This is a genomic window from Novosphingobium sp. MMS21-SN21R (assembly GCF_031846015.1).
GTDB lineage: Bacteria > Pseudomonadota > Alphaproteobacteria > Sphingomonadales > Sphingomonadaceae > Novosphingobium.
Window position 1 is genome coordinate 2,189,485 of record NZ_JAVRDU010000001.1, and the last position, 25,593, is coordinate 2,215,077.

At 60.5% G+C, this 25,593-nt stretch carries 23 protein-coding genes; 10 read left to right on the forward strand and 13 right to left on the reverse strand.

Features of this window, described 5'->3' with window-relative positions; genetic code table 11:
* Nucleotides 1–283: 283 nt before the first annotated feature.
* The 8 genes from RM192_RS10465 to RM192_RS10500 all read right to left on the reverse strand — a co-directional run bounded on the left by RM192_RS10465 (nt 284) and on the right by RM192_RS10500 (nt 10,193).
* On the reverse strand, nt 284–2,047 hold the full coding sequence (locus tag RM192_RS10465; RefSeq protein ID WP_311507480.1) for a putative porin: 1,764 nt from the start codon (nt 2,045–2,047) through the stop codon (nt 284–286).
* A 93-nt stretch (nt 2,048–2,140) separates the two neighbouring features.
* Complete coding sequence (locus RM192_RS10470; RefSeq protein ID WP_311507481.1) at nt 2,141–2,848, reverse strand: TonB family protein; 708 nt, start codon at nt 2,846–2,848, stop codon at nt 2,141–2,143.
* A gap of 19 nt (nt 2,849–2,867) precedes the next feature.
* Nucleotides 2,868–3,275, reverse strand: a complete 408-nt coding sequence (locus tag RM192_RS10475) for a biopolymer transporter ExbD (protein WP_311507482.1) — start codon at nt 3,273–3,275, stop codon at nt 2,868–2,870.
* 12 nt (nt 3,276–3,287) lie between these two features.
* A complete protein-coding gene (locus RM192_RS10480) occupies nt 3,288–5,054 on the reverse strand; it encodes a DUF2341 domain-containing protein (protein WP_311507483.1) in 1,767 nt (588 codons plus the stop codon).
* Nucleotides 5,055–5,074: 20 nt separating this feature from the next.
* Nucleotides 5,075–6,733 carry a ShlB/FhaC/HecB family hemolysin secretion/activation protein gene (locus RM192_RS10485; RefSeq protein ID WP_311507484.1) on the reverse strand — a complete coding sequence of 553 codons (1,659 nt, stop codon included), beginning with the start codon at nt 6,731–6,733 and terminating at the stop codon, nt 5,075–5,077.
* Nucleotides 6,734–6,865: 132 nt separating this feature from the next.
* Nucleotides 6,866–7,984, reverse strand: coding sequence for a glycosyltransferase family 1 protein (locus RM192_RS10490; protein ID WP_311507485.1), 1,119 nt, complete (start codon nt 7,982–7,984; stop codon nt 6,866–6,868).
* Nucleotides 7,985–7,988: 4 nt separating this feature from the next.
* Entirely contained in the window at nt 7,989–9,053 is a 1,065-nt protein-coding gene (locus tag RM192_RS10495; RefSeq protein WP_311507486.1) for an acyltransferase, read from the reverse strand.
* Nucleotides 9,054–9,077: 24 nt separating this feature from the next.
* Nucleotides 9,078–10,193, reverse strand: coding sequence for an acyltransferase (locus tag RM192_RS10500; RefSeq protein WP_311507487.1), 1,116 nt, complete (start codon nt 10,191–10,193; stop codon nt 9,078–9,080).
* A 691-nt stretch (nt 10,194–10,884) separates the two neighbouring features.
* On the opposite strand from RM192_RS10500, the gene RM192_RS10505 reads away from it, so the two are divergent.
* Entirely contained in the window at nt 10,885–11,931 is a 1,047-nt protein-coding gene (locus RM192_RS10505; protein ID WP_311507488.1) for a cytochrome P450, read from the forward strand.
* Nucleotides 11,932–11,947: 16 nt separating this feature from the next.
* On the opposite strand, the gene RM192_RS10510 is transcribed toward RM192_RS10505, so the two are convergent.
* Together RM192_RS10510 and RM192_RS10515 are read right to left on the reverse strand one after the other, a co-directional pair.
* Nucleotides 11,948–12,127 (reverse strand): rubredoxin, encoded by a 180-nt coding sequence (locus RM192_RS10510; RefSeq protein ID WP_311507489.1) that lies wholly within the window; start codon nt 12,125–12,127, stop codon nt 11,948–11,950.
* Nucleotides 12,120–13,364 (reverse strand): cytochrome P450, encoded by a 1,245-nt coding sequence (locus RM192_RS10515; protein WP_311507490.1) that lies wholly within the window; start codon nt 13,362–13,364, stop codon nt 12,120–12,122. The genes RM192_RS10510 and RM192_RS10515 overlap by 8 nt, the downstream gene beginning before the upstream one ends.
* Before the next feature lie 139 nt (nt 13,365–13,503).
* Here RM192_RS10515 and RM192_RS10520 point away from each other — a divergent pair, with 139 nt between their 5' ends.
* Entirely contained in the window at nt 13,504–14,646 is a 1,143-nt protein-coding gene (locus RM192_RS10520; RefSeq protein WP_311507491.1) for an acyl-CoA dehydrogenase family protein, read from the forward strand.
* A 39-nt stretch (nt 14,647–14,685) separates the two neighbouring features.
* Here RM192_RS10520 and RM192_RS10525 read toward each other — a convergent pair whose 3' ends face one another.
* The gene (locus RM192_RS10525; RefSeq protein WP_311507492.1) at nt 14,686–15,339 is read right to left on the reverse strand and encodes a class II aldolase/adducin family protein; all 654 of its coding nucleotides are present in this window, start codon (nt 15,337–15,339) and stop codon (nt 14,686–14,688) included.
* Between the two features lie 98 nt (nt 15,340–15,437).
* Here RM192_RS10525 and RM192_RS10530 point away from each other — a divergent pair, with 98 nt between their 5' ends.
* The 7 genes from RM192_RS10530 to RM192_RS10560 are packed head-to-tail and all read left to right on the forward strand — an operon-like array spanning nt 15,438 to nt 22,033.
* Complete coding sequence (locus tag RM192_RS10530) at nt 15,438–16,715, forward strand: aromatic ring-hydroxylating dioxygenase subunit alpha (RefSeq protein WP_311507493.1); 1,278 nt, start codon at nt 15,438–15,440, stop codon at nt 16,713–16,715.
* 1 nt (nt 16,716) lies between these two features.
* Nucleotides 16,717–17,226, forward strand: a complete 510-nt coding sequence (locus RM192_RS10535) for an aromatic-ring-hydroxylating dioxygenase subunit beta (protein WP_311507494.1) — start codon at nt 16,717–16,719, stop codon at nt 17,224–17,226.
* 14 nt (nt 17,227–17,240) lie between these two features.
* Nucleotides 17,241–18,170 carry a VOC family protein gene (locus tag RM192_RS10540; RefSeq protein WP_311507495.1) on the forward strand — a complete coding sequence of 310 codons (930 nt, stop codon included), beginning with the start codon at nt 17,241–17,243 and terminating at the stop codon, nt 18,168–18,170.
* A complete protein-coding gene (locus RM192_RS10545) occupies nt 18,163–18,924 on the forward strand; it encodes an SDR family oxidoreductase (protein WP_311507496.1) in 762 nt (253 codons plus the stop codon). Before RM192_RS10540 ends, RM192_RS10545 begins: the two co-directional genes overlap by 8 nt.
* A gap of 39 nt (nt 18,925–18,963) precedes the next feature.
* Nucleotides 18,964–19,791: an alpha/beta fold hydrolase gene (locus tag RM192_RS10550; protein WP_311507498.1), complete on the forward strand. Its 828-nt coding sequence runs from the start codon at nt 18,964–18,966 to the stop codon at nt 19,789–19,791.
* 3 nt (nt 19,792–19,794) lie between these two features.
* Nucleotides 19,795–21,405: a long-chain fatty acid--CoA ligase gene (locus RM192_RS10555; protein ID WP_311507499.1), complete on the forward strand. Its 1,611-nt coding sequence runs from the start codon at nt 19,795–19,797 to the stop codon at nt 21,403–21,405.
* On the forward strand, nt 21,395–22,033 hold the full coding sequence (locus tag RM192_RS10560) for a TetR/AcrR family transcriptional regulator (RefSeq protein ID WP_311507500.1): 639 nt from the start codon (nt 21,395–21,397) through the stop codon (nt 22,031–22,033). The genes RM192_RS10555 and RM192_RS10560 overlap by 11 nt, the downstream gene beginning before the upstream one ends.
* On the opposite strand, the gene RM192_RS10565 is transcribed toward RM192_RS10560, so the two are convergent.
* Nucleotides 22,030–22,767 carry a MerR family transcriptional regulator gene (locus RM192_RS10565; protein WP_311507501.1) on the reverse strand — a complete coding sequence of 246 codons (738 nt, stop codon included), beginning with the start codon at nt 22,765–22,767 and terminating at the stop codon, nt 22,030–22,032. The two genes, RM192_RS10560 and RM192_RS10565, sit on opposite strands and share 4 nt — an antisense overlap.
* Nucleotides 22,768–22,916: 149 nt before the next feature.
* Between RM192_RS10565 and RM192_RS10570 the strand changes: the two genes are divergently transcribed.
* Entirely contained in the window at nt 22,917–24,029 is a 1,113-nt protein-coding gene (locus RM192_RS10570; protein ID WP_311507502.1) for an alkane 1-monooxygenase, read from the forward strand.
* A 106-nt stretch (nt 24,030–24,135) separates the two neighbouring features.
* Here RM192_RS10570 and RM192_RS10575 read toward each other — a convergent pair whose 3' ends face one another.
* Nucleotides 24,136–25,575, reverse strand: coding sequence for an aldehyde dehydrogenase (locus RM192_RS10575; RefSeq protein WP_311507503.1), 1,440 nt, complete (start codon nt 25,573–25,575; stop codon nt 24,136–24,138).
* Between the last annotated feature and the right edge of the window lie 18 nt (nt 25,576–25,593).

Below are 25,593 nucleotides of genomic sequence, written 5' to 3' on the forward strand. Positions count from 1 at the left end.
ACTTGCGCCACAGCCGGACTCGCCACCGCAACCGCCAGAACGCTTGCACCAAGACGAAATGCTGCCCGCTTTGTTGCGGACAGCCGGTCGCGACCAGACTGTGACTGCACGTGAACTGTCCTATCTGCTATCGTCGGAACGGCATGAAAACCTCGATTATGTGCAATCGGGGTCCATGATATGAAGATCTAATCAAACAATATGTCAGTTCGGCTTATTAACGATGACCGAACAGTGTTGGCGCTATTCAGGACAGTCATGCCGGAATAGCATTTTCTACCAATCAGAACTTGGCGTTTATCTCTACCTGGAGCACATCGATTGCCAGCGGATCGCCAGCAATTTCATTACCACTCATCCAGTGCGCGCCGAAGGTCACCTTCGGGAAGATGCCGATCACACCACCGAGGAAGTAACCCTTGTAGTTCGTGCCCCCGATGTGGAATTCACTGTCGGTGAAGCTGTCGAGAACGGCATCGGTTTCGAGGTAGCGATAGCCGGCTTCAAACTGCCACTGACCGGGTTGCTCCGGATTGCGATACCCCACTCGCAGCATGCCCTGATAGGCTTCATTGCCGCCCAGGAACGTCGATTTCGGGCCGGTCGTCGCGCAGAGCGATGGGACCGAGGCGAGGCCGGTGGTGCCGCCGTTGTTGAACGGTTCGCCCAGAACGCCGTTGCGGCAGATGTCGCCACGGCGGAAGCCGATGTTGCGAACGTAGTTGCCCTTGGCGAGGACTTCCAACTCGTCATCAAGCGCGAAACGAGCGTTGAGATTGAGATCGACCAGCCGGTAATCGAACGTCAGCCCGAAGTACTGCGGCAGGCTCGTCAGCTGAGCACCGCCGACGGTGGCGAGCTGGCGCAGGTAGGACAGGGTATTGCCCTTGCGCAGGAAAAACGGACGCAGGCCATCGGTCGAGCAATCGACTACGCCCGTGCCGACAAGACACGGCTCGGACAGGTCGCCCTGCACGTTGGTGAAGTGATGATAGCCCGCCGCCAACTGCACGTTGAGATCGTCGGAAACATCTGCATCCAGTTCGACCTGACCCGAGAACAAATACTTTTGCGGGAAGCTGGGCTTGGTCGTCTGCGTCGAAAGGTAGTTGGCATCACCATAGTCGAGCGGAAACGCGCCACCGCGCACCTTCACAGCGACGCTGTCGGAAATCATGGTGCCAGAATCGAGTTCAACCGCAACGCCGTCGAACGCGAGATCCTCGTCGAACACCATGCCGGTGGAGACAAACGGATTGTGCATGCGGCCAAGCGTGACGCTGGCCCAATCTGTCGGACGCAGTTCAACCCAGGCTTCCTGCAACCAGATGTCGCGTTTGCCGAAGCCGCCGCCGAGCAGGTTGTTCGTCGCGATCGGCGAATTGTCATCACCCGTCGCCAGCTGGAACCCGGCCTCGACCCGGTCCGAAACCTTGACGTTCAGGTTGAGCCGGGCGCGGATGCCCAGCAGGTTGACCTTGTCCTTGCGCGTATTGAGGAACGGGAACGTCGCGCCTGCAACGTCATAGGGGCCTCCCGCATTTATCCGGGCAAAATCGAAGATCTGGTCTGAGTTTGCTTTTGAGAAAAGGTTTGACTGCGAACGGACGCGCAAGTCGCCCGACAGCGTGAGGCGGCGCGTCCAGTCGGGTGCGGCCTGATCGCGCGTAGCCCAACCTTCCTGCTTGGCTTGCGCCAGAACATCGTTGCGCAATTCTGCCTTGATCTGGTCGCGCACGGTTTCAGGAATATAGGGCACGCGGACAGCGCCCGCAGCGGGAGGGGCAAGCGCAGCTGCTGAAGGCGCAGGCTTGACGGCGCGCGCGGCCTCGGCTTCGGAAAGCGCTTGACGCATCAGCGCTTCGCCCTTGTCGGCGCTCAGCACCTTCTGTTCGACCAGCAACCGGACGAGGTTCACCATCGAGCTGTCCGACGGTGCAACCGTTGTCGCAGCGTCCTGCGCCCGCGCCGCAAACGGCATCGCTGCGGTCGCCAGAAGTCCGATCACGACAATCTTGCGCATGCGCGCTTCAGACGAATTCAGCATGTCATTTGTCCCCGAAACTCGTGCTGGCAGGCGCGGAGCAAGGGTCCGTCGCGTGCCCGTGATGATGAATGAAAATGGTCTGGCGAAGCGCGATCATGAGAAAGGTCTCCGGCCCCGAACCTTGACGTTCTGTGGGAAGCGCACACCTGCAGGCGGTGGTGAAAGGCCGCGAATACCCCGCAAAACCGCCGTAAGCTGCTGATCGACTTCCGCCTTGCCACTGGGCTTGACCAGCGAGACCGATGTCACGACGCCGGAGGACGAAATCGAGATGTGCAGTCCGGCATCGAACACCAGACGGCTGAGCCGCTTGTCGCGATCGATGTAGGATTGCAGTTCGCTCGACAGTGTGCGCCGATAGAACGCCTCGTTGAATGGCGCGGCACTTTTGACGACACCGCAGGGCGGCGAGAGACAGGTTCCGGCACCACCGGGCGCACCCATTCCGCTGCCAGTACCTGCCGCGATGCCGCCTACGCCTGCCGAAGGAGCTGCGTCCATCTGCGTTTGTGCTGGAGCATCCGGAGCAGCCTGGGGAACAGGAGCAGGTGTCAACTGCTGCTCGGTCGGTTCAGGTGGCTTGACCTCCGGTGGAGGAGGAGGCGGCGGAGGTGGCGGCAGATCGGGCTCGATCATCGCCACGATCTGCTGTTCCTCAGCCACCTTGCGCGTGATCGGTTGAGTCAACTGGTTCCACACGAACCAAATCAGTCCAGCCAGCAGCACCCCGCCGAGGACGATGAAGATCGTCTGGCGCGCTCCGCCACCGCCGCCCGGATCAAAGGTGTCTGCTGTTGCCACAGTGCCATTCCCGCCTTGATCAGGCCGACTTCGGCTTGCCAGTGACAAGCCCGACCTTGTTGAGGTCAAGCCGGCGACACAAATCGAGCACTTCGGTCACTTTGCCGTATTGCGTGGCGGCATCACCCTTGAGAACGATCGGCAATTCAGGGTTGACCGCCTTCTTGCTGCGCAGTTGCGCTTCAAGTTCGGGCAGTGTCACAGGGAAGGCGTCCATGAACACCTGCCCCTGGTTGTTGACCGTGATTGCTACCGTCTTCGGTTCGGCCAGACTTTGCGCGGATGACGCATTCGGCAGATCGACCTTGATCCCCTGTACACTTGCAGTCGCCATAAGGATAAAGATGACGAGCAGCACGTATGCCAGATCGAGCATCGGAGTGATGTTGATATCGTCATAGGCCTTGCGGCCGCCACCTACCTGCATCGCGACCGCTCCTTATTCGGCAGCTTGACGGGCGTAAGCCGCGTCAGCCTGCATTTCGGCAAGGCGTGTGATCAGACGGTCTATGAAGACGCGCATCTGGTCGGCGAGAGCGGAAATCCGGCCGTTGAGGTAGTTGTAGCCAAACAGCGCCGGGATAGCGCAGGCAAGACCCGCAATCGTGGCGAGCAGCGCTGCGGCAATGCCCGGCGCAATTGCGTTGACATTCACATCGCCGGCCATCGCCACGCCGCCGAACACGGTCATCACGCCCACCACAGTGCCGAGCAGGCCGATGAACGGGCCACCCGAAATCGCGATGGTCAGAATGACCATCATTGAGTCCAGCTTCTGGTTTTCCTCGACGTAGACCGCATCGACCGCAGCGCGCATGGCCTCAACCGCTTCGCCCGACAGCGGACGCAGGGCTGCATTCTTGCGGCGAACGTCGAGTTCCTCGATGCCCATTTCATAGAGGCGTGCCAGCGGCGACGCTTTCTTGATGTAGGCCACTTCCGCCGTGGTGATGCTGTCGACGTCAGCCAGCGGCACCAGTTCTTCATGCATCGCATTGAAGCGCTTGAAGAACTGCTCGTTGCCCTTTTTGGCAGCGTTGAGATAGCGGATCTTGGCCACCATCAGTGTGATCGCCATCGCCAGCAGGATCATGCACAAGGCGATAATCACGGCGTCGACAGGCTCAAGCTTACTGAAGATGAAGTACAGCACGCCACCGCCCGCACCCTGTTGTTCGGCCGTTTCATCGACGGCGACCAGCTTGGCACCGGGGCCTTCCCCCTGCGCCGCAGCGAGGAACATCGCCGGAAGGCGCGCGACCTTGGAAAGTCGCACTTCGTCAAGCTCACCGTTGAATGGACGGCCATCAGCGCCGCCAATGGTGATCGCACCGGCCATGCCGGGGAACGCCATCGACGCAGCAGCCGTCTCGACGCCATCGAGATAGAGCTTCACGGTTGCACCATCGGCCACGACCGCAACATGGTTCCACGCACCGGCCTTGAGCGTTGACTTGCCGTCGATTCGGCTTCCGCCAACCATCACGTAAGGTACGCCGTTGACAGCGCCGATCACGAAGCCGCCGCGGCTGAACACCGCAGTATCGCCAGCAATGTCTGCAGGCTTCATCCACGTGCTGAAACTGAACTGCGATCCTGCGGGCATCGCCAGCGCCGGACCATCGTTGACCAGAAGCTGCCCTACGCCTGCAAAGCGTGCGCCGCGCCCGACTACCGAGCCGTCGTTGACGCTGAGCAGCGGGTTGGCGGAGTTGTTGGCATTGGCGGTCGCGTCGCTGACGGGCTCGCCCGCAGCGCCTGCAAAATGATAGACGAGAAGGTAATCGGGATCGAACGTGCCCTTGACGTCGTCACCAGCAGCCGCCTTGTCGTTGCCGAAATAGAGCCACAGCTTCTTCTTCTCGCCACCATTCAACGCTGCAACTTCGACCCACAGACTGGCAATGCCGGTCTGCTGGTCGTAGTTCTCGATGTGGAATTTCAGCGGCGTCTTGTCGTCGCTGTCGACCAGGCGGATGTCCGCGCCGTTCTTGAGCGCCTGATCGAAGCTGAAGTTGCCCGACGTCAGACGCACGAGCACCACGCTGCGGCCAACCGGGCCTGCAATGTTGACGCCGGTGGCCGACGTGTCGACGGTCACCGCCTTGCGGTATTTCCAGTCGTTGTTCCACCAAGCGTTCGCCGGACTGCTCAGCAGCAGCGACATTGCGATGAACGCTAGCAGCGTCCTCACAATCCTGACCATGTTGCCCCCCTGCTTCATTTTCAGAACTCCGACTTGACCTGGAAGGTGACGCGCGGGTCTCCCTTCTTGCTGACGGGACCGGCAACCAACGGAACACCGGCAATCACATTGCCGCTCAGGTGTCCGAGCAGCCGAATGCGAAGCCCGCCGCCAGCGCCGACAAGCGTGAAATCTTTGGCCTGATCCGTGGGAACACGGCCAAGCAGATAGGTGTAGCCCGCGTCGACAAAACCGAAGAACCGCAGTTCATCGACAAAAGTGCCGAACACCGTGGCCAGCGAAGGCGACTGGATTTCAAGCGAACCGCCAACACCGTTGTCCGCCACTGCTTCGGACTGGTAATAGCCGCGAACGCTCGACGAGCCGCCAAGGCCGAACTGTTCGTTCGAGACCAGATGCGTATCGGCAAGCTGGCCGTTCAGGCCCAGCTTCAGGACGATGTCGGACTTGGTCGAATACTGATAGTTGAGCCCGAGATTCAGGCGGAAGAAGTTCTCGGCACTGTCGACGGCCTTGTCCTGAAACTGGTCGACCGGGGAGCAGATCACTTGCCCTGCCGTGCAGATCTGGCGCACTTTTTTGATTGCGCGGATACCGGCCGTCATGCCGAGGCTGGCATCGAACTGGGTGTATTCCCCGCCGCGCGCAAAGTTGTATTCCACCACCAGCGGCAGGTAGTTGATCGGGGTCGTCCCTGCGTTGACGCCTCCGACGAAGATCTTCTGGTTGAAGTCCTTGTAGTCGACCCCGAAGCTGACCGACTGGCTGGTCGTTTTCGTCGGCAGGCGGTAGATTCCGCGCAGGCCGATCTGGAAACCATCGCCAAGCACGTTGGTGCCGCCTAGCGCCGCCACGTTGCTGTTCGAATTATAGCCATAGACTAGCACCGACCACGGCGAGCCGATAAACGGCGCGAGGTAGGACCCTGAGAAAACCTTGCTTTCCCTGGGTGCGCGCGGCGCGACGATGGCCGAGACTGAAAGCGTGTGGCCAGCACCGAACAGGTTGGAATAGCGCACCGATCCCGATGCCCTGAGATCGGTGGTCGACGGGCTGTTGTCGTTGTTCAGTTCAGCGCTGGCGTGGATCGGCAGCGAATCCTGAACGTTCAGGTCCACGTCGATCGAGCCGGGCTCCTTGCCGGGCTTGAACGCAGGCGACACCGTGCGATCAGGAAAGCGGTTGGCGGCGGCAAGGTCGGATTGCAGCGCCTTGAGATCGAGCGGTTTGCCTTCCTGCAGCGATGGCAGGTCAGACCGGATGCGCCCTTCGCCGTGGTGGCGGGCATCGACGACCTGGATCGCGCCCACTGGCGATTCGTTGACGCGGATCTGGACGATGCCCTGTTGGAACAAGGCCGTTTCCTGCGTGGGAATGTCGACGATGACCGCTTCGTAGCCCTTGGCCGCATAAGCGTCCTGAATCGCCTTGCGTGCTGCGTCTACGTCCTGACCGGACTTGTCGGGACCGGTGAACTGATAGACCAGCCGCTCGATTTCGGCAGGCGCGAGAATGTTCGCGCCGACAACGTCCAGCGCAGCGATGAAAAAGCGATCCGGTGAACGCTGTGGCTCACCGCCTTGCGCAACCGCAGTGTCTTCCGGCTGTTCTGGCGCTGTCTGCGCATCCTGCGCGTGCGCTGCACCAAAGGTCGCGCCGGAAAGCGCAGCCGTCAGCACAATCTTACGCGCAAGACTCTTCACAGCCAGAAACGACCTGACTCGCACCATGTTCTCGCTCAAGGTTAACGGGCGTCGGTTTGACCCCCTAACTCGACTGGCCTGATGCCCAGCGAGTGTTGCTGTTTCAGGTCATTTCGATGTCGGTTTGTGCGCCGCGGCAGGAAAGATCGACTGAATCGCACGGGCGAGCTGCTTGCCTGCTTTCGCCCATGTGAACTGGCGTGCGCGCTCTCGCCCCAGCTCTGCATATCGCGCCCGCAAATCGGGATTTTCGAGGAGGTTGCAGATAGCCGCTGACCAACCGGCAACATCCGTTGCGCCAACCTTCATTGCTGCATCACCGCAAACTTCAGGTAGTGCACCGCAAGGCGCGATGATTGCGGGGCAACCGAGCAACATGGCTTCGAGCGGGGGCAGGCCGAATCCCTCGGTAGTCGATGGGAACGCCAAACAAAGCGCGTGTTCCATCAGTGCGCGCAGTTCGCCATCGTCCACACGCCCCGCAAGCACCACGTTGCCGGGCAAGTCCAGCCCTGCTTGCGCAAAGGCAGCCTGATTGGCGCCGCCGAACAGGACCAGTTGCACGTCCGATAGCTCTGGCCGGGCAAATGCCGCGAGCAGCACCGCGATGTTCTTGTGCTCCTGCGTGTTGGCAAGCCCCAGAACGAACGGCCTTCCCCTCAGCGCAAGCCGGTCGATGATCTCGTGCCGGGCCGGATATCGCAGCACATGGTCGACGCCATTGTGCACCACGGCAATGCGCTCTGCGGGGCAAAGGCCAACGCGCGCAATCTCACCGCGCGAGAACTCCGACACAGTCAGGATCAGGCGATTGCGCCGCGCCAGGATGGGCTGGGTCAGATAATACCACCAGCGAAAGCCTCGACTGTAGGACGCAGGCGAAATATGCACCTGCACATCGTGGATCATGGTTAGCGCGTCGCTCGCCAGAACCGGGCCAATGTTGCACAGGTTCAGCAGCGTTCCCTTGCGCTTGGTGAGCGGCAAGGTGATCTGCTCCCACGGAATGCCCGTCATCGGACCGATCAACCGCCGCGGCATCGCAATCTCTGTTGCGTTGGTTGCACCATCGAAGGGATGCCAAAGGCTCAGGTCGAAACCTGCCACATCCGGATCGTTGTCGCGCACCAGCCCCGCAAGCGCATTGGCGAGTTCGGTCGCAACGCGGTGGACGCCTGTCGGCGCGGCGCGCAGGAACTTGCCGTTGATGATGATCTTGCGAAGCATGAAATCAGGCGAGTCCCAGCCAGCGTTCGATCCGCAACTGCCGGATCACCGCATCGGCCAGCAAGGGCAAGGCCAACCCGGCAAGGCAAGCAATGGCGAATATCGGCCACGGTTGATCGACATGGAAAAATTTGATCAGCACGATCCGCACGCCCGCAATCGCCATGATGTGCAGCACGAAGATCGCCATCGACCGCCGCCCCAGCAACGCCAGCACGGAACCCAGCCTTGCAGTCGGCATCGATGCCAGTGCTACCATCGAAACGGCCCCGGCAATCGCTGCCGGAAGTGCTTCATAGCGCCAAGCCAGATAGGCGATGGCAGCGGCCTTGGCAGACACCATTTGCCGGGTCACATCGAAAGTGTCTGCCGCGCTCAATGCCAGGCCGACCAGCCCCGTCGCCACGCCGAGCAGACCTAGGTGGAACCAGCGGGAGCGGTCGACGGCCAGGCTCTTCAACCCATCAGGTGTCAGCCAGACGCCGATACCATAAAACAGGGCATGATTGGCGGCGAGGCGCAGGACCTCGGGCATTGGCAGGATCAGCGCGAGCGGCTTGAGCGCAAGGCACAAAAGCAGGAACCCTTCGCGTCCAAGCGGTTTCAGCGCGACCATCGACAGAACGTGCAGCAGGAACAAAACATAGAGGAACCAGAACTGCGAAACGGTATGCCACGGCAACGTGGCCAACGTGGCGAAATAATCCCCCAGCGGCTGATTGACGAGCGACCCGGTCGCCAGGATCACGGTCAATTGCACCGCCGACCACAGGAAATAGGGCCATGCTATGCCCGTCCAGAGCCGATCACGGAAACGCTTGCGCGACCTATCCAGCCGCGCGCTCACCAGCAGGCCTGAGAGCATCATAAACAGCGGCATATGGAAGGTATAGATGCAGAAAAACAGCGCCCTGCCCAACCAGAAGTCATTGCCAAGCGCTGAATCGATCAACCCGCCCAGCGCATGGCCGATAACCACCAGCATAATGCCGACCCCACGCGCCGCATCCAGCCATTCTACACGCGGGTCGGAGGGCGCGGGTTTCGCAAGGGGGGCTGCATCGTTCATCGCTGGCACGGAGTCATGTTGGAATTACAGAGCAGCCGGAGGAAGTGCGCCACGCGCAACGGGCGGAAACCGCTTCAGGAACGCCTGCCCCAGCTTGACCCCTTTCAATTCGACATAGCGGTAACCCAGAAAAGACATCGCGGCTGTCAGGCCGATCGCAACAACGCTGCCGGCCCAGATCCCCGTTGTATATTGGGCGGCGGCGGCGAGGCCAATGGAATGGAATATGTAGATGGAGTAACTTGCGGCACCCCAGCGTGGCAGCACGCCTTCGTTGAGAATTCTCGCGTTGCGGACCTGCGGCATGGCCACGACGGCGAAGAACGCCAGTGGCCCAAGTATCCAAGGCCAGAGCGCCTGCCACAGCGAAATCTGAGGATGATGATAAAACCCAAAGGCAACGAGGTTCGATATGATCGTTACCGCCAGAAACGCGATGATGCTTACGCCAAGAGTTCGAAGGGAAATCTTCCCGGAATCGAGGAGATAGGCCTGATATCCCAGCACGCACGCATAGATCATGTTGACGCGGCCCAACGGCAGGCGTTCTCCCAGAACTAGTGAAGCCACGGTCAGCGCCAATATGACGAGCGGAAGGGCAAAGTTGAGAATACGGCCTGCCCGGTCACCAAAACGCCACAACGACAAGGCGAACAGTCCATACCAGACGAATTCGACCGCCAGGGTCCAGGTCACGCCGAGAATGGGCTTTGCGCCGACATATTCCTGGAGCAACAGGATATTTGCCAGCCATTGATACGCTGTCGCGTCGGCCATGAAACTCCACTTGGCCAATATGCCGGCTGACCCGGCGACGAACAGGAAAATGAACACTGCAAGCATCAATGGATAGACGCGAAAAATCCGGCGGATCATGAAATTCAGCGGGTCAATCCGGCCCCGAACAGACATCGGCACAACATATCCGCTGACGCAGAAGAATATCACCACGCCCGAGAGACCTGGCCCAATCTGCATGATTTCATGAAAAAGCGGCAACCCGCTATATTGTTCGATGTAATGCTGAAACAGCACCAGTGCGGCTGCAATGAAGCGCAGGCTTTCGACATATTCCAGTCTCGTTGAAGCCTTGTTCGACATTAATTGTCCCTGCGGTCTGAATTTTTCGTCCTGCGTCAAAACGACGGCAACGCGCTTGGATCAATCTCTACCCGCCTGTTCTGGCGTTGCGGAAAGACAGAAGCGCGAATCGCTGAATTCTTGACGGAGTTCGGAAGCCCCCTGCTCTTGGGCCGAATGAACGCCGCATGTGACAATGGAGTTTCAAGATCACCCTCTGAAGCCCGCGGCTTTTCATGGGGCCAGCCAGAGTTTGATGACCGTTCACACCGGAAGGTTGGAGAGGCAGGACATGTCCCACGCTGCGTCATGTTCTCTAATACTGCGCGGAAATGGGGGAATGGCTAGGGTCAGGACCTATTCCTGCGCCCATCCGCCTTGCATCAGGCCATTTTGCTTCAAACCTCGAAGGCCTGAATTTTTCAGAACTGTTGGTAGGTTTCCTCAGAGAACAAGCGGGAGGCATGCTGGCTCACTCGAACCTGAGCAACATCTGCCGCCATCTCTGCTTGCACGGCGGCCTTCATAAATGGTAATTGGATTTACCATTCCAAGGCGCATCACACCAATGCCTCAAAGCCATGATATCGACCTCAAGGATGCTGCACTTTTCGAAGCGGGCGTTCCGTGGGAGACGTTTGCGGAGCTTCGCAGCAAAGCGCCGGTTTGCTGGAACCCGGAAGCAGATGGTTCCAGGTTCTGGTCGCTAACCCGTCATGCTGATATTGTCGCGGTATCAAGGAATCCTGGCATGTTTTCATCAGCGTATGAAAACGGTGGCCACCGCATCTTCAATGAGAACGAGATCGGCCTGACAGGCGCTGGAGACAGCGCAATCGGCATTCCGTTCATCTCACGTGATCCGCCCGAGCATACGCAATATCGCAAGCACATCATGCCTGCAGTATCCCCTCATCGACTCGGCGATATCGAAAAGCGTATCAGGCTTCGCGTCGAAGCTCTGGTCGATTCTATTCCACTGGGGGAGCCGATCAATCTCGTTCCATTGCTTTCCGCGCCTTTGCCCTTGCTGACCCTGTGCGAACTGCTCGGCGTCGAGCAGGAATTGTGGACCAAGCTCTACGATTGGACCAACGCCTTCGTCGGCGAAGACGATCCCGACTTCCGCCAAAGCCCCGAAGCCATGGCCATGACCCTACAGGACTTCTTCGGCTTTGCGAGCGATCTGTTTACGGCGCGCCGGTCACAACCGGGAGGCGACATCGCCAGTATGCTCGCCAACATGGAGATTGGCGGCAAAGCAGTTTCGCTTCCCGAATTTATTGGAAATCTGATCTTGGTGCTGGTCGGCGCCAACGAAACGACGCGCAACTCGCTGTCACACACCGTCGCTGCGTTTTCAGACCATCCCGGTCAATGGCAGGCCTTGCGGGCCGACCGGACCCTTTTCAAGACCGCAGTGCCCGAAATGGTGCGCTGGGCCAGTCCTGTCCTGCACATGCGCCGCACCGCGACGGAGGATACCGAAATTGCCGGGCAGGCCATTCGCAAAGGCGACAAGGTCGTCATGTGGTACGCTTCGGGCAATCGAGACGAGACCGTATTTACCGCCGCCGACAAGTTCGACATCAATCGCAGTCACAACCCCCACGTCGGCTTCGGCTTTGGCCAGCATGTCTGCGTGGGATCACGGCTGGCGGAAATGCAACTGCGGATTGCGTTCGAAACGCTTGCAGACCGCGTCGGTCATTTCGAAGTCACCGGAAGGCCGCGGCGCTTTCGTTCGAACTTTCTCAACGGCCTCAAGAATCTGGACGTGGTCCTGCATCCTTGCTGAGGCGTGGTTCAGTCGGTCATTCCCAATCGACGAGGACGTAGTCCCGCTTTTCCGAGCCGCATTCCGGGCAAATCCACTCTTCCGGCACGTCCTTCCACAAGGTGCCGGGGGCGAGGCCAGAGTCCGGATCGCCTTCCGCCTCGTCATAGATGTGCGAACAATTGAGGCATTTGTAGCGGCGAAACGTATCAGCCATTGGCGCCATCCCCCCGGGTCATGGTGACCATGATGTGTTCGTAGCCATTGGTGAAGCACGATGGGAGGCGTTCGGGGTCGCTGACGAGTTTGACCTCCATGTCGCGCGCCGCCATTTCCTCGATCAACGTGACCAACTGCAGTTCGGCAAGGCGAGCGCCGAGGCAACGGTGGATGCCATAACCGAACGAGAGATGTCGGCGCGAGTTTTCGCGGGTCGGATCCCAGCGGTCGCCATCGGGGAAGACGTCTTCGTCGCGGTTGCCGGAATTGTACCACATGACGACCTTGTCGCCTTTGCGAATGGTCTTGCCGCCAAATTCGACGTCGCGCGTTGCGGTACGCCGCATGTGCGCAATCGGGGTTTGAAGGCGGATGGTTTCGGTCGCCGCGCCCGATGCAAGGCCTTTGACGTCCGCCTTCACGGCAGCCCAGGCATCAGGGTACTGGTTGATCCGCTCGATCAGGCCAGACATCGAATTGCGGGTGGTATCATTACCGCCCACCAGCAGCAGGGCAATCGCGCCGATGAAGCGCTGTTCGTCCATTTCACCAAATGACGCCGAATGGGCCATCATCGACAGCAAGTCCGGCTGCGGAGGGGCCGCACGACGTTCTTCGTAGAGTTCCTTGAAACGCGCAGCCATCTCGAAGACATGGCGCTCCCGTTCGGCATTGAGAACCGGGTCAGGACCGATGTCGATCTTGGCGGCCCAATCAGACCATTCGGGCAACTTGTCGCGCTCATCCCACGGGAAGTTGAAGAGCGTGGCGATCATCGCCGTTGTCAGCGGGATCGAGACCGAGTGCACCCAGTCGAACGGGTGGCCAACCGGCAGCGAATCGAGAATCGCGGCGGTGCGTTCGCGCAAGGGGCCGGCCAGCTTGGCAATTTCGCTTGGTGCGACAGCCGGAGCTATGGCCTTGCGCTTCTCGCCATGTTCCGGATCGTCCATCGCGATGAACATGCGCAGTTGCACGCCGGTGTCCTGCATGTCGAAAATGACGATGCCGCCGTGTTCCCAGGATGAGGAAAATGTCTGCGGATCGGCCTCGACCGCGACAATATCGTCATAGCGCGTGATCGACCAGTAGGGCCCGAAAATGCTGTTCTCGCAGCGATTTACCGGATCCTCTTCACGCAAGCGGGCAAACATCGGCCGCCACGCGCTTGCAGCCCACAGCGAGCCTTCGGATACGTCGAGCCCTTCGCGGGGCAAAGCCTCCACTGTCGCCATTTCAATCTCCTCTCAACCGCCGAAAACTAGTTTAGTACTTTACATTATCGGCAGAGTGCATTGTAAGCTGATCCACGCTATCACATATTTGCGTTATGTCTATACGCAAAAATAAATGGGCTTCGAGAGGATCTGGATGATGCTGGAAAGAGATGGCAGCCACCTGTTCGGTGATGATCACCGCGCCTTTCGCGAGATGGTGCGGAAGTTCATCGTGCGGGAATTCGAACCTCGCCTGACCGAGTTCGAAGAGGCCGGAGTGGTAGCGCGGGACTTCTGGCTAAAGGCGGGTGAAGCAGGTCTCCTGTGCCCGACCATGCCAGCAGAATACGGCGGCATCGGCCTCGACTTCACCTTCAACGCGATCCTCAATGAAGAATTCACTTACGCGATGATGTCCGACAGTGTGACGCTGCAAAGCGACATCACGATGCCTTACGTCATGCGTTATGCGAGCGAGGAACTGAAGCAACGCTGGTTGCCACGGATGCTCAGCGGCGAAACTATCGGCGCCATCGCGATGACCGAACCTGGTGCCGGGTCCGACCTGCAAGGTGTTCGCACCAGCGCGCGGCAGGACGGCGATGAATTCGTCATCAACGGATCGAAGACCTACATCACCAACGGCCAGAATGCCGACATTATCCTCACCGTATGCAAGACCAACCCCGACCTTGGCGCAAAGGGCACCTCGCTGATTCTGGTCGAGGCAGACCGGCCCGGTTTCGAACGTGGCCGCAATCTCGACAAGGTTGGCCAATGGATGGCCGACACATCGGAACTGTACTTCAACGATGTTCGCGTGCCCGCCAGCAACGTGATCGGCGAGGTCAACCGCGGGTTCATCTATCTGGTCAGCGATCTCCCGCAAGAGCGACTGTCGATCTCGATCACGGCGCAAGCGGCGGCACAGCGTGCGTTTGACGAAGCGGTGGCGTTTACCCGAGACCGCACGGCATTTGGACGCAAGGTCATCGATTTCCAGAACACGCGGTTCACGCTGGCCGACATCAAGTCGAAGTTGCAAGTCGGCTGGGCGCATCTGGATTGGGCCATCGCGCGCCACGTCGCAGGCGAATTGACCGCAGACGAGGCTGCCGCGTCAAAGTACTGGCATACCGAAATGCAGTGGGAGGCCTGCGATGCCGCACTGCAACTGCATGGCGGCGCGGGGTACATGAACGAGTATCCGATCGCCCGCATCTGGCGCGATGCCCGCGTCCGCCGGATATATGGCGGCACCAGCGAGATCATGCGCGATCTGGTCGGCCGGTCGCTGTAAGGCTCAGCGCCGATCCGTTCCCGATCGGCTGACGCCTGCCTAGCCGGTCAGGTAATCCCACATCCGTTCGGCGACACCGCCCGCCCACACCTGGCGGTCGGCGATTTCCTCGGGAGCGAGCCTCCCGGACTGCGGATCGAAGCCCATCGCGCGCACATCGCGCTCGATGCGGGCTGCATCTTCGAGGAACCACGCGAGGGTGATGGCTTGCTCCATGGTGGCAGCGGCGATGACCGCTCCATTGCCGCGCATCACTATTGCAGGAGCATGGCCCATGTGCGCAGCCAGAGCGGCAGCGGCAGCATCATTGCGCAGCAGGCGCGGATCATCCCACAGCGGAAGGTTTGGAAAATAGGCCCCGATGCCGTGCCGCGGGACGGGTACGATGCGCTGGGTCGACAAGGCCATGACGGCAGGCGGCATGATCCGGCAGACCGCGCCGACCTCCGGCCGCAAAGCATAGATCTGTTGGTGGATGCGGACTTCACCCAGCACGCCGTCCGGCAAAGCCCCCTGAACCGGGCAAACCACCCCCGGCAGATGTGCGGCCAGGCTGAGCGGACGGGCGGCGCTGACCAGAAAGCTCTCTTTATTCAGCCGGATGCTGCAGTGGCCGTAGGCGTGGACCAGCCCGGCTTTGGCGATTGCTTCGGCAGCAAGCTGCACAAGTCGTAGGGCGTCGTCCAATTCCATCATGATCCCATCTCACGCAGATTTCGAAGTTTGTAAACCTGTTGACTCTGCCGATCATTAGTTTTACATAGCAAGCGCACGGTTTGTAAAAATCCGGTATGAGAGGAGCCGATATGGCGGACCATCCGCAGATCATCGACGACAGGCAGGCCAGTCGTTTTCTTGTTCCCCGTCAGGCGTTCACTAGCCGGGAAACGTTCGAGCGCGAATGCGCCGCGATTTTCGACCGTTGCTGGCTATATCTGGGCCATGCGTCTGAATTGGCTGCCCCCGGTGCGTTCATCACCCGCAAAGTGGCACGCCGCCCGATCTTGTTCACGCGCGACAAGGAAGGTGAATTCCACGCGCTGTTCAACGCCTGCCCGCACCGCGGCGCGCTGGTCTGCCGGGAACGCAAGGGCGCGTCGCGTGCGTTCATGTGCATGTATCACGGGTGGACATTCGGATCGGACGGCCACCTGATGAGCCTTCCGGGAAGCTCCGGCTATACCGAGAACTTCAAGACCGACCCGCAAAAGCAGATGGTCCACGTGCCCCGGATGGAGCGGTTCGGCGATTTCTTCTTCATCAGCTTTGCCAGCGATGGCGAAGACCTTGCGACTTATCTTGCCGGTGCGGGTGACTTCCTGAAACTGGTTTCCGAACATTCAGACAGCGGCATGCAGATCGTTGGCGGAACGCAGGAATACGCGATCCGCGGTAACTGGAAGCTCCTGGCTGAAAACAGCTATGACGGGTACCACGCTGCCTGCAATCACTCGACTTACCTGGATTACCTCAAGAACGCCAATGGCGCGCTGGGTGCGACACCGCTCAGCGGGGTTGCGCACAATCTCGGCAATGGCCACGCCGCTGTCGAATATTCCGCGCCCTGGGGCCGGCCCATCGCGCAATGGGTGCCGCTATGGGGCGAAGAGGGCAAGGCAGAGATCACCGCGATCCATGCTTCGCTGGAACACAGGGTCGGACCTGAACGGGCAGACCGGATTGCGCACAAGAACCGCAACATGGTGATCTTTCCCAATCTGGTCGTGAACGACATCATGGCGGTCACTGTCCGCACATTTTACCCGACCGCACCCGATTACATGGAAATCAACGCCTGGGCGCTGGCCCCACGCGAAGAGAGTGAGTGGCTGCGAAAGTACCGCCTCTACAACTTCACCGAATTCCTGGGCCCCGGCGGCTTTGCAACGCCCGACGATGTCGAGGCGATCGAAAAGTGCCAGCAGGGTTACGCCACTGGCGGCGATGCGCTGTTCAACGACATCTCCAAAGGCATGAATCGCACCGACGCCCCGCAGTTCGATGACGAGGAGCAGATGCGCTGCTTCTGGCGCGAATGGGACCGGCGAGTTGCGATGGAGGAAGCCTGACATGACCGATACGATCAGTCCCGGCGCTGACCTGCTCCTGCGTCTTCAGGTGGAAGACTTGCTCTATCTTGAAGCGGACCTGCTTGACCGCTGGCAGCTTGACGAGTGGCTTGCGCTCTTCACGCCCGATGCGCATTACTTCGTGCCGCCCAACGACATCGATGGTGATACGGCGGACCCCAACCAGTCACTGTTCTACATCAACGACGACCATGTGCGGATGCGCGAGCGCGTGATCCGGCTGAACAAGGTCGGCGCGCATAGCGAGCATCCACGGTCCAAGGTCCGGCATCTCGTTTCGAACGTGCGCGTGCGCCGCGAGGGCGATGTCATCCATGCGCGCTCATCTTTCGTCGTGTGGCGCAGCAAGGACATCACCAGTGATGCCTTCGTCGGGCACTACCTGCACGAGATCGTCATGTCCGAAGGGGCGATGAAGATATCGCGCAAGACCTGCGTTCTCGACATGGAAGCGCTGCGTCCGCACGCCCGCATCAGCATAATCCTGTGATGGAGACGACGGACATGACCGCGTCGAATAGTGAACAACCGATCCGGTTTGCCCGCCTCGGCTTTTGCCAGTTGCGATGCAGCGATCTGGCCGCAACCACCGCGTTCTATCGCGACCTTGTCGGACTTGAACTGGCGCGCGAGCAGGACGGCAAGGCTTGGCTGCGCTGCAGCGACAAGCCTTATGACATCGTTCTGCTTGAGGGTGCGCCAGGGCTTGCCGGTGCCGGGTTCGAACTTGAAAGCGAGACAGACCTCGAGCGGGCTTTTGCGCGGCTGTCGCTGCGGTGCGCCGATGTGCGCTGGCTGGACGGATCGGAATGCGCAAATCTGCTGGTTGAACGCGCGCTTGCCTTCACCGATCCAGTCTCAGGGCTCGCCTGCATCTTCTACGTCGAACAATCCAAGGCGGCTACCGCTTATGTTCCGACCAAGGCGCGGATCGAGCGGCTAGGCCACCTTGTCCTGAACGTCGCCAACCTTGCCGCCGCGCACAGGTTCTGGGCAGAGGCGCTGGGCTTTGCCGTGTCCGACCGCGTCGAGGGCCTGGCCGAATGGCTGCGCTGCTGGCCCAATCCCCTGCACCACAGCCTTGCGCTGATACAGAGTTCGGACAATACGCTGCACCATATCAACTTCATGGTGACCGACATCGACGACATCGGACAGGGCATGAACCGGTTGAACAAGGCGGGTGTGCCAATTGTCTACGGACCGGGTCGCCACCTTCCATCCACCAGCATCTTCCTCTACTTCCTCGATCCTGACGGGAACACCAACGAACTCAGCTTCGGGATGGAACTGTTCGAGTCTGAGGGCGCACGGGCACCGCGTGAACTGGAGCACAAGGCCGAAGTCATGGACACATGGGGCGGCCTTCCCGATCCCCGCTTCGGCAAGGGTCACCCGATCATCAAGCCGACAGCGGACATGGTCGATGGTTGAGCGCGCTGGTCCACTGGCGGGACAGATCGCCATTGTGACTGGTGCCGGTCGCGGCATCGGGCTGGCCATCGCTCGGCGGTTGCTGACGGACGGGGCGAATGTGGTGGTGGCGGACCTGTCCCCCGATATTGCCGAGGCGGCCTGCGCCGAACTGGGCGCCGACAGGACGATGCCTTTTGCGGCCGACCTGTCTTGCGAAGATGGAGCGCGAGCGCTGATTGACGCCGCGATGGCCCGGTTCGGGCGGATCGATATCCTCGTCAACAACGCCGGCGGCGGCATACTGCGTCCCTTCCTCGATCATACCCCCGACACTTTGCGCACCACCCTCGACCGCAATCTGTGGACCGCGATCTGGTGTTGCTGGCTGGCACTGCCGCACATGAAGGCGGCTGGTTATGGCCGGATCGTGATGGTCGGGGCGGATTCGGTGCGCAATGGCCTGTTTGATCATGCCGCCTACAACGCCGCCAAGGGCGGCGTACACGGCATGACCACCGGCCTCGCCCGCGAATTTGCGCAGGACGGGATCACCGTAAACACGGTTGCTCCATGCGCCGTGCAGACGCTGCAACTGGAAGAAGTGCGCCAGAGCAACCCGGATCTGGTCGACAAGGTCTGCGCGATCATCCCGATGGGCCGTCCGGCGGAGGAAGCCGAAGTGGCCTCGATGGTGGCCTATCTCGCCTCACCGGAAGCCGCTTTCGTGACCGGGCAAGTGATCAGCGTAAACGGCGGGACGACGATGCTCTGACTACGGTCGGGGTCAAAATAACACCGGGAGAACGAAGCGATGACCAGCAATCCGGAAATCGGCCTGAACGTCGATGTGGACGGGATCGGCACCAATTACATTCATGCGGGCAGCGGAGATCCGCTGATCCTGATCCATGGGTCGGGTCCGGGGGTCACCGCCTATGCGAACTGGCGCGGGGTGATCCCCGATTTTGCCGAACATTTTGCCTGCTATGCGCCCGATACGCTGGGTTTCGGTTACACCGACTTTCCCTCCGACATTCACGGCTTTGCGATGGAACGGTGGGTCGCGCACCTGATCGACTTCATGGATGCTCTTGGCATCGCGCGCGCGCATTTCATCGGCAATTCATATGGCGGCGCGCTGACCCTCGCTCTGGCGATCCGTCACCCTGACCGGGTCGGCCGCATTGTCCTGATGGGAGCCGCCGGACTGGCATTCGAACTGACCGATGGCCTCGAACGGGTCTGGGGATACCAACCCTCGCTTGACGCCATGCGCGACCTGATGACAACCTTCGCCCATGATCCGGCGCTGGTGAAGGAGGAAATCGTGCGTTCACGCTATGAGGCGAGCATCCGTCCCGGCGCGCAGGAAGCCTATGCAAGCCTGTTTCCCGAACCGCGCCAACGCTGGCTGGCAGCTCTCGCCAGCGACGAAGCCGACTTGCGCACCCTGCCCCACCACACGCTGATGATGCATGGCCGCGAAGACGTGATCGTTCCGCTGGAACAGTCGATCCGCTTCAATCAGTTGATCCCCAACAGCGAATTGCACGTCTTCGGCAAATGCGGCCACTGGACCCAGATCGAAAAGCGTGATCGCTTTGTGGAACTGGTCATTCCGTTCCTGAAAGGCGCTTGATCCATGATGCCGGGATTGATGCAGGACCGCGACCTTGCGATCATTGACATCCTGCGTTTTGCCGCGACGGCCCACGCAACGCGCGAAATCATTTCGCGCAATGTTGATGAACCGATGTGGCGCTATGACTATGCCACCTGCCTTGCTCGCACATCGCAGGCGGCCCATTACCTGCAGTCGCTAGGTATCGCGGCGGGTGATGTCGTCAGTTCGCTGGCATGGAACACCCACCGCCATTTCGAGCTGTTCTACGCCGTGCCGGGCATGGGCGCAGTGCTCCACACCGCCAATCCCCGCCTGACCGATGAACATCTCATCTACACAATCACGCATGCAGGCGCGCGAGCCTTGCTGTTTGATCGCAACATGGCACAGATCGTTGAGCGGATCAGGCCGCAACTGCCCGATGTCGAACACTTCGTGATGCTGGTGGCCGCCCCATCCGACACCCTCGACTACATCGGATATGACGCTGCAATCGCCCCATTCAACGCCCATTTTGACTGGCCCACGCTCGACGAGCGGGCCGGGGCATTTCTTTGCTATACGTCCGGAACCACCGGCGACCCGAAAGGCGTGCTCTATTCCCACCGCTCGGTCGTGCTTCACGCGCTTGCCGGGGGGCTTTCAGGCGCGATGGGCTTTTCGGCGTTTGACGTGGTCATGCCATGCCAGTCTCTTTATCACGCGACCGCCTGGGGCCTGCCGTTTGCCGGAACGATCAACGGCGTCAAATTCGTGCTGCCGGCTGACAGGATGGACGGAGCCTCGCTTGATGAACTGATCAGGTCGGAAGGCGTCACCTTCACAGGCGGCGTTCCTACGATCTGGACGATGTACCTCGATCACCTTGAACGCACGGGCGGCGACACCGGCACGCTTGAGCGGGTGTTCATCGGTGGCTCGGCGGTCCCGCGCGACATGGCAGCGGCCTTTGACCGTTTCGGGGTGAGCACGCGCCAGATCTGGGGCATGACCGAAACCAGCCCGCTTGGCGTTGTTGCGAGTTCGACCCCTGCTCTTGCCGCAGGCGGGCGCGATGCCGAGAACGAGCAGCTCTGGACGCGGCAGGGCAGGATGCAGTTCGGCATTGAAATCGGCATTTTCGGCGAAGATGGCGAAGCGCTGCCCCACGATGGTGAGACATCGGGCGCGCTCAAGGTGCGCGGGCCCTGGGTTGTCGAGCGCTATTTCCGGGCCGAACAAAGCGCGTGCGACGCCGAGGGCTGGTTCGATACGGGCGACGTTGCAACCATTGATGCCTTGGGGTTCATGCGGATTACCGACCGGCGCAAGGATGTGATCAAGTCTGGCGGCGAGTGGATCAGTTCAATCGATCTGGAGAACATCGCCGCAGGTTGCCCGGGCGTCAGGGTCGCCGCCGTGGTGGGCGTGCATCATCCCAAATGGGAAGAGCGCCCGATCATGATCGTGGAGCGTCACGATGGCAGCGACGTTGGCGAAGCGGGTATCAGAGAGTTTCTCGACAGCCGCGTCGCCCGCTGGTGGATGCCCGACAGGATACTGTTCGAAGACGTGCCGCTGACTGCCACTGGCAAGATCGACAAGAAAGTCATTCGCGCCCGCCACTTGCACATTCTTGATGTCCGTTGAGAGCGTGACCAACATACCTGAACATGCAACGCCCGCACGCCGGACCCAGATCGAACGGACAGAGGCCACGCGCGCGCGCCTGTCGAGCGAAGCCTATCGTCTGGTGGCAGAGGGCGGCATTCGCGCGCTGACGATCCGGTCGCTGGCGGCAGCTGCAGATGTTTCACAAGGGGCGGTGCTGCATCATTTCCCCGACAAGGCCGCGATTACCCTGCTAGCAATCGAGCACACGCTGACCATGGCCCGCGACGACAGCAAAAGCTGGTTGTCGGCGCCGGGTGACGCTGAAGGCGTTCTGCGGGCGATGCTGGCAGAGTTTCACGCCTTTTTCTTCAGCGACCGCTTCTGGGTCGCAATGGGAATTACCCTGGAAACCTCAAAGGACGCCCACCTTTTTCCCGCCGTTCGCGCCAAGGTCGGCACGTTGCGAACGCCGGTCTATCAGGCGTGGGAGCAGCGACTGGTTGAACTTGGATGGAGCAGCGCAGCCGCAAGCCGCGATGTCCGCGCTGCCGCTGCACTGGTTTCAGGCGCGGCAATCCGCCGGTTCTGGGCCGATGAAGACGACATTTCCCATTCGGTTGAAGACGACTGGGTCGTCTCAAGGCTGCGTGACCTACCAGGCTAACCGGTGATCCGCGGCGTTGGTGGCACGACAACTTCGCTGCCATCGCTGCGCGTCGCCTTTGCCACATTGTGCAGGAAGGCCTTGAGCCGAATCAGGCCAAAGAATTCGAGCATGGTCGGCAATGCGAACTCAAGCATGTTGGCAGCCTCGTCTTCCTCGATGCGCCCCTCGACTTGTTCAAGAAATATCGTCGCCTCTTTGGCTGCGACGTACTCCGCCGCCTCGATGTAGTACCCCAGGATCTCGGGCGGAAACCCGCGCGCCTCATCGAACCCAGCTTCACGCATCCGCCCCCAGATGTTGACCAGTCCGGCGTCAGTCACGCTAAGTGCAGGCCCCCGCGTTCCCTTGGCCAGACTGATGACCCCGATCTGGGCAAGTGCCTTCGCGTCGTCGGCGGCGAAGGGGTTCTGTTTTACCAGCGTGCTCAGCGAGACAAGGCTGCCCTTCAACCCTACCCGCGCTGACAGCAATTCTTCAAGATGCCCGAATGCCGTGGCGCCCACCCGGCGGTCAGTCGCCCCGCCGCCAAGAATGTGTTTGATCTGCGGCAGGGTCATTGCGGAATCGCGCTGGAGACGCCGAACCGCCAGAATAGCGCGGACGTGATCCTCGCCATAATCGGCAACATTGCGCGCCGGACGGCTCGGCTCGGGCACCAGTCCTTCGCGCAAATACACCCGGATCGTCTCGCGATTGACGCCCGTCTTTGCTTCAAGCTCCCGCATCTTCATGCGAAGGCCAATAACGGCTCAAACCCTCGATGTCTTCCCCCGTCTAAAGCACGATCCTGATCAAAAGCGATTTACCGGTTTACGATCTCGAATTTTTACGTATATTGATTACGTGAAAAGCCGTCCGAGAGCGACGGGGGAGAGCAAAAATGGATTATGCACGGTATTACCTCGGCGTGCTCATGCAGCTCTGCGTGATCGCCAGCTTCATGGTGGGCGGACAGTGGATCTGGTTCGGCATCGCCACCTTGCCCGCATTCGGGATCATCGATTCCCTTCTGCCAAACGATTTTTCGATGCGGCGCATGCCCAACAAGGCTCTAGCCGACATCCCGGCATGGCTGTGCTCGCTGCTGGGCCCAGTCGTCTATATCGCGGCCGCAATCTGGGTTGCGCGCAACCCTGCTGCAACTGGCTGGGACTATACCGCCGTTATCGCATCCTGTGCGTGGCTCAGCGTCATCCCGCTGGTTCCCGCCACGCACGAACTTTACCATCAGCGCGGAAAGCTGCGCCGCTTTGTGGGTCGTTACGCGCAAATCTGCTATCTCGATAGCACGCGCGAGATTGCCCATGTGGTGGGGCATCACATCCACGTCGCCACCACCAACGATGGCGATACCGCGCCGCGCGGCGTCAGCCTCTACATGTTCACGCCCAAGGCCGTCGTCCATTCGACGATGGAAGCCTGGCGTTCGGAAAGCGACAATCTCGAGAAGATGGGCAAGGGTCGCTGGTCGATCGGTCACCGGTTGTACAAAGCCATTCTGGCCCAGGCCATCTTTCAGACGATCGTTCATCTGATCGGCGGCTGGGATGCCAACGCGGTTGTTCTGGCCGGCATGGTCGGTGCGCGCTTCTGGGTCGAAAGCTTCAATTACTTCCAGCATTATGGGCTGATCCGGGTGGACGGCGCGCCGATCGACCGGCGGCACGTGTGGAATCACCTGAAGCCAATGTCGCGCGTTCTGGGCTTCGAAATCACCAATCACGCCGACCATCACACCAACAGCTATGCCGCCTTCCATGAGTTGAAGCCGGACACGCAATGGATCCCGATGCCGTCGGTGTTCGTATGTTTCTTCTCGGCGCTGATCCCGCCGATCTGGCACAACATGGTGATCAAGCCTGCGCTTAAGCGGTGGGACAACGAACTTGCCAGCCCGGAAGAGCGGGCACTTGCGCGCGAGCAGAACCGCCGCGCTGGCTGGCCGGACTGGTTCGACGACAAGCCAGTGGCATCGGCGCAAGCCCTCGCCTGAACGCTGTCATGCTTGAAATGCAGAAGGGCGCGCCAGATGCGGCGCGCCCTTATTTTTGCGCTCATTCCGAGTTCGGGGCGTGGCCCTAACCAAGCCCCGGATCGCTTCAGCCCATCACATAGATCGACTTGGTCTGCTGATAGCTGCCAACCGCTTCCGGTCCGAATTCGCGCCCAAGGCCGCTAGCCTTGATACCGCCGAACGGTGCGCCGAGCGATGGCATGTAGCCGTTGACGCCAACCGTGCCACTTTCGACGCGGCGGGCAATGTCCAGCGCATGCGCGCTGTCTGCCGACCACACCGAACCGCCGAGGCCGTAGTCGCTGTCGTTGGCGATACGGACAGCATCGTCTTCGCCGTCATAGGCGATAACCGATAGCACTGGACCGAAGATTTCCTCGCGCGCGATGCGATCCGAGTTCTCGACGTCAGCAAATATCGTCGGTTCGACGAACCAGCCGTGGTTGGTGCCCTTAGGCCGTCCGCCGCCAGCAACAAGGCGCGCCTCGTCCTTGCCGATGGCGATGTAGCTTTCCACGCGGTCGCGGTGGGCAGACGAAGCCATTGGGCCTACATGCGTATCCGGATCGAGCGCATCGCCAACCTTGAGCGCCGAGGCAAAGCCCGCCAGCGCGTCTACCACTTCGCCATAGCGGCTGCGCGGCGCGAGTATACGGGTGCCATTGTAACAGGCTTGGCCATTATTGAGCATGCAGGCGAAGGGAACGCCTTGGAGAAATGCGCCGACGTCAACGTCGTCGAGCAGGATTGCCGCGCTCTTGCCGCCCAGTTCCAGCGTGACCGGACGCAACAGCTCGCCGCAGCTGCGGGCAATCATGCGGCCTGCGCCGGTCGAACCGGTGAAGGCCACCTTGTCGACGCCCGGATGGGACACGAGGTATGCCCCCACGTCACGGTCGGCGGCTACCCAATTGAGCACGCCAGCAGGAACGCCGGCCTCCAGAGCCGCTTCGGCCACAATGTAGCTGTCGAGCACAGTGCCCGGTGACGGCTTGATCACCAGTGTGCACCCCGCCGCCATGGCCGGCGCTACCTTGTTGAGTGCCAGAGTGACCGGGAAGTTCCACGGTACGATTGCTGCAACCACGCCGATCGGTGTGCGTTCGACCAGCGTTTCCTTACCCATCTGAGATGGGCGCACATCGGGCTGGCCAAGGGCACCGGCGAGACCTGCGTAATATTGCATCACGCCAATCGAAAACTGCCCTTCAAGCGGGCCGCTGACAGCCAAGGGCATACCGTTCTGCGCACTGACGGCGCGAGCGATATCATCGCCGCGAGCAGCCAGCGCGCCGATGAAGCGCTCCATTACGGCCGCGCGTTCGCCCGGTGTCGCCTTTGCCCACGGGCCATCGACCAAGGCCTTGCGCGCCGCACCGACCGCAGCATCGACGTCGGCCTCTACCGCTTCAGGAACTGTGCCAAGCATTTCCTCGGTCGAGGCGTTCACCAGAGTGAATTTGCGACTGCTTGCTGGTCTAACCCATTCATTGCCGATGAAAAAACTGTTTCTGGATTGGGGCATCAACTCTCTCCCTTGTAT